The organism is Enterococcus camelliae, from assembly GCF_042685105.1.
GTDB classification, from domain to species: Bacteria; Bacillota; Bacilli; order Lactobacillales; family Enterococcaceae; genus Enterococcus_G; species Enterococcus_G camelliae.
The window spans coordinates 1-4,416 of sequence record NZ_JBHUMO010000038.1 but is presented as its reverse complement, the minus strand read 5'-3'; the positions used below and the strand labels follow the sequence as shown (position 1 = coordinate 4,416).

General features: G+C 36.5%; 4 protein-coding genes. 3 read left to right on the top strand and 1 reads right to left on the bottom strand.

What is annotated here, in order from left to right:
* Positions 1-272: 272 nt before the first annotated feature.
* From ACFSR0_RS05585 to ACFSR0_RS05575, 3 genes are all read left to right on the top strand, one after another.
* Positions 273-1,502, top strand: a complete 1,230-nt coding sequence (locus tag ACFSR0_RS05585) for an MFS transporter (RefSeq protein WP_379980748.1) — start codon at positions 273-275, stop codon at positions 1,500-1,502.
* A gap of 23 nt (positions 1,503-1,525) precedes the next feature.
* The gene (locus ACFSR0_RS05580; RefSeq protein ID WP_379980746.1) at positions 1,526-1,708 is read left to right on the top strand and encodes a hypothetical protein; all 183 of its coding nucleotides are present in this window, start codon (positions 1,526-1,528) and stop codon (positions 1,706-1,708) included.
* A gap of 118 nt (positions 1,709-1,826) precedes the next feature.
* A complete protein-coding gene (locus tag ACFSR0_RS05575) occupies positions 1,827-2,603 on the top strand; it encodes a MerR family transcriptional regulator (protein ID WP_379980744.1) in 777 nt (258 codons plus the stop codon).
* 88 nt (positions 2,604-2,691) lie between these two features.
* Here ACFSR0_RS05575 and ACFSR0_RS05570 read toward each other — a convergent pair whose 3' ends face one another.
* Positions 2,692-4,095: an MFS transporter gene (locus tag ACFSR0_RS05570; RefSeq protein WP_379980742.1), complete on the bottom strand. Its 1,404-nt coding sequence runs from the start codon at positions 4,093-4,095 to the stop codon at positions 2,692-2,694.
* Between the last annotated feature and the right edge of the window lie 321 nt (positions 4,096-4,416).

Below are 4,416 nucleotides of genomic sequence, written 5' to 3'. Positions count from 1 at the left end.
ATGTTGTGGTCCTTTTTATTGGTCTTGGATAAGTCATCCAAGTGCTAGTATAAAGGATTTTTTTGTTTCATGGAATAAAAAAATTTTTTAATGCAACACTAGTGAACAAATGTCAATATATTATGTTTTTTCAAAAAGAAACTATCTTTTTATAATTACATAATAGCATTTTTATTTCAGAAATTTTCAGTATATTATTTCCACTAACGAGTTTTGCAAATTTTTTGTTCCATTCGTTTAGCACTAAATAGAAAAAAGAAAGAGGCAGGAACATGAAGGAACATTCGGAAGACAAACTTTTTAACAAAGGATTTATTACCATTACATTGATTAATTTTATCGTTTTCCTCATCTATTATTGTTTTGTGGTCATCACAGCAAAATATGCATCCCAAGAATTAGGTGCTTCCACAGCTCAAGCTGGTTTTGCAGCAGGTATTTATATTATTGGTACGCTAATTGCCCGTCTATATATCGGGAAAATTTTAGAACTACGTGGTCGTCGCCTCATCCTTAGATTAGGTGCAGTACTCTATGTTGTTACGACCGCATCTTATCTCTTAGCGACAAATATAATCATTTTAGATACCGTCCGTTTTCTCAATGGTTTTGCCTACGGAATGGTCTCCACAGCAGCAAATGCAATCGTGACTGCGTACATCCCAGCAGCTAAGAATGGGGAAGGAATTAATTATTACGGCTTAAGTACAAGCTTGGCTGCAGCAGCTGGACCATTTATCGGCATGCTGTTACTGCCTTCTTTCGGTTTTACGTTTATTATTGTCTTAGCTACAATTCTATCATTTTTAACTGGCGTTGCTTGTTTCTTATTCCCTGTAAAAAATATTGAATTAACTGCTGAACATCGTGCCTCACTTGAAAAATGGTCCTTAGATAGTTTTATTGAAAAAAAAGTGGCCTTTATTTCATCGATTGGCTTTTTAATTGGTTTGGCCTATTCGAGTGTTCTCGCATTTCTATCAATTTATGCTAGTCAACTAGGTTTAGAATCAGCCGGAGCATTTTTCTTTGTTGTCTACGCCTTGTCGGTCACTTTTACTCGTCCAATGACCGGTCGCTTATTTGATGTCAAAGGTCCTGACTCTGTCATGTATCCAAGTTTTATCTTTTTATCACTAGGCTTGTTTTTATTGAGTGTTACTTTTAATAGTGCAACACTTCTCGTAGCAGGTGCACTTGTTGGGTTGGGATATGGAACATTTATGTCGAATGGTCAAGCTGTCTGCTTAAAAACAGTTGATCAAAATCGAATTGGGGTTGCGTTGTCCACGTACTTTATCGGTCTCGATTTAGGCCTTGGTGTTGGCCCCTATTCATTAGGTGCTTTGCATTCGATTTTAGACTATCGCGGTATTTACATTTTCTGTGGCATCATTCCAATTGCTGTAACCGTGCTGTACCGTGTCTTCTACAAAGCCAAAAATTTTGAAGAAAAAATGGAAATTAATTTAATGCCCAGCAAAGATTTGGATGCAAAATAGTCATTGGAAATGAGGAAAAAAAGATGAATACAGATGAAAAAATTCTTTTTACATTGCAAGAACTTCTTAAAAAAATGGACGACTTAACAAATCGGCTGAATTCGATGCAAGAAACAACCAATTTTTTGACACATGAGCAAGAGATTGCTGATCACGAACTGCAACTGATAAAACTAGCTGTCGTAAATGATAATTTTATTGGATAATGCTTTTTACTTCGTTTATCTAAAGACATTTTATTCGTCTTTAGATAAACTTTTTTTATATCTTGACCTTTCCCCAACGTCATCCTTTATACTTTGAATCAAGAAAGGAGGCATTCAGATGTATTCTATTCACGAAATGTCACAGAAAAGTGGCGTTAGCAAACGAGCACTTCGCTATTATGATCAAATCGGTTTGTTGCACCCGAAAACAATAAAAGAAAATGGGTACCGTCTCTATGGCGATCAAGAGGTCACCAAATTACAAGAAATTTTATTGTACAAATATTTGGGATTTTCTCTACAAGAAATTAAAGTGGCACTCCTTGTTGATAGCCGAACGCGTATTGACTTATTCACTCATCACGCCCACAAAATTCAGCAACGAATGCAACAAAATAAACAACAATTGCTGCTAGCAAACGAAATGATTGCTCAATTGAAAGGAGAACAGACAATGACAAATGACGACAAATTTGAACAGATGAAAAAAACTCTGATAGCAAATAATGATGCACTTTATGGAGAAGAGCTATTACGTACCTACCAACCAGAAGCTGTCCAACAAACAAACCTGTATTGGCAAAATTTATCAGCTGAAACTTACCAGTTACTACTTCATACGGAACAAGAGCTCATTCATCAATTAAATGAATTGTTGCTACAGCCAGATGCTGATATTACTGGCTCCAAAGCTAAGCAAGTTTTTCTCTCTCATAAAAAATGGCTGACGTTAGCGACATCGAGTTACTCGGTCGGCTATCATCGTGCCATGGCTGATTTATATAAAGATGATTTGCGTTTTTCAGCCTATTACGATCAAAAAACACTAAAACCATCCACTTCACTATTATGCGCAATTATTTATTACTATACGACAGAAGAAACAGAATCATAAAAAAACTGAAGGTCACTTCGATGCTTCCACATTGAAAATTGCTGTTCAAACAATTCTCAATGCGTAGCACACGTGTTCCTTCAGTTTTTTATTCTTTTTTCTTCTTACGAACCGCAAACAACGTTAACAAGAAAGCAATGCTACAAAGAACGGCGGAAAAGCCAAACGCAAGGTGCATCCCTTGAACGAAGTAACCTGGGTTTGCGGTTAAGCTACTGACCGCATGTCCATTCATCTTCGTAATGGAAACCGTCAATATCAAGGTTGATAATGCAACACCCAGGACCATTCCCAGATTACGTGCTAATGCGTTTAATGCCCCAGCAATACCTAAAAATTTTGAATCAACTGCATTCATAATAACCGTATTATTGGGTGCTTGGAAAAGAGAATTCCCCACGGAGGATAAAATGATTGAGGGAATAATAACGGCCAATGTTGTATCCAAATGCCAAGCAAAATAACTAATTTGACCAAGTGTTAGTAAAAATAAACCCACTATTGTCAAATAACGTTTATTGTACCGATCTGCAAGATACCCAGCAACTGGCGCTAATATGACTTGAACGATTGGGAACACCATCATAATCAATCCAGCGTTTCTTGGTGAGTAGCCTTTAATATCCTGTAAATAAAAAGGCATAATCATTGTATAAAAGAATGCTGAAATAAAGACTAAAAATGCACTCAATAAACTCTCAGAAAAAATTTTCGTTCGAAAAAGTTCCAGTTGTAGAAGTGGTTTCGCCACTTTCTTTTCCCAGTATACAAATAGCAGAAAACTTCCCAGAAAAAGGAAAAACAAAAGGAATACTTGAAGCTGAAGAATCATTCCAGTTTGAACAAATTGAATACATGCATACATTGATAAAATGGTTACCGACAATAAAAAGAACCCAAGATAATCGATTGTTTCTCCCATCTTACGTTTGTGCACCGGTAAAACACGATAACCTAATAACACACCCAGTATACCAATTGGTACATTTACTAGGAAAATAGAACTCCACGAAAATTGAGCCAAAAGCAAACCGCCCAAGCCTGGCCCTGTAATTGCACCTAGTGACACAAACGCCCCCACCATTCCAAGCGCTCTTCCACGTTGGTTTGGGGGAAATGTTTCAGTAATAATCCCGTTATTATTACTCATTGTCATCCCTGAACCAATGGCTTGGATAATACGAGCGATTACCAACATCACTAAATTCGTGCTAAAGCCACATAATGCTGAACCAATAATAAAAAGAATGCCACCCATTTTAAAAATTTTGGCTTTACCAAAAGTATCACCCAATTTACCGAAAAGCAACAGACTACAGCAAATCACCAGTAAATAACTAGACACAATCCACTCACTATGGGTCAACGAAATGGACAACTCTCTACTAATCGTTGGCAAAGCAATGTTAACAATACTAGAATCTAGAACAGACATAAATGTGAACACACAGACGGTTATCAAGATCCAAGTATTTTTTGTTTGTAATTTCAAAAAAGCATTCCTCCTTTTACGCTAGCTACATTTTGTAACAAAAATAGGAGGAACGCAAATCTTTTTTATCAGCAAATCTCAACCTGAATAATCCACAGTATTTAACAGTAACCCTTGTAAACCCTTCTGCTTGAACAGTTTTTGCAAATTATTTTTTTCACCCTTTGGGTGTAAAAAAGGGCACTCCTTATGGTATTGTTAAGTCGACCAAAACGTTACAATACAAGCAAGGAGTGCCCATATGTCGACTTTACAACACAAACAACTAACTTTCAATAAAAATATTACACTTGCCAACGATGGTGGCAAAATTTCTTCAGA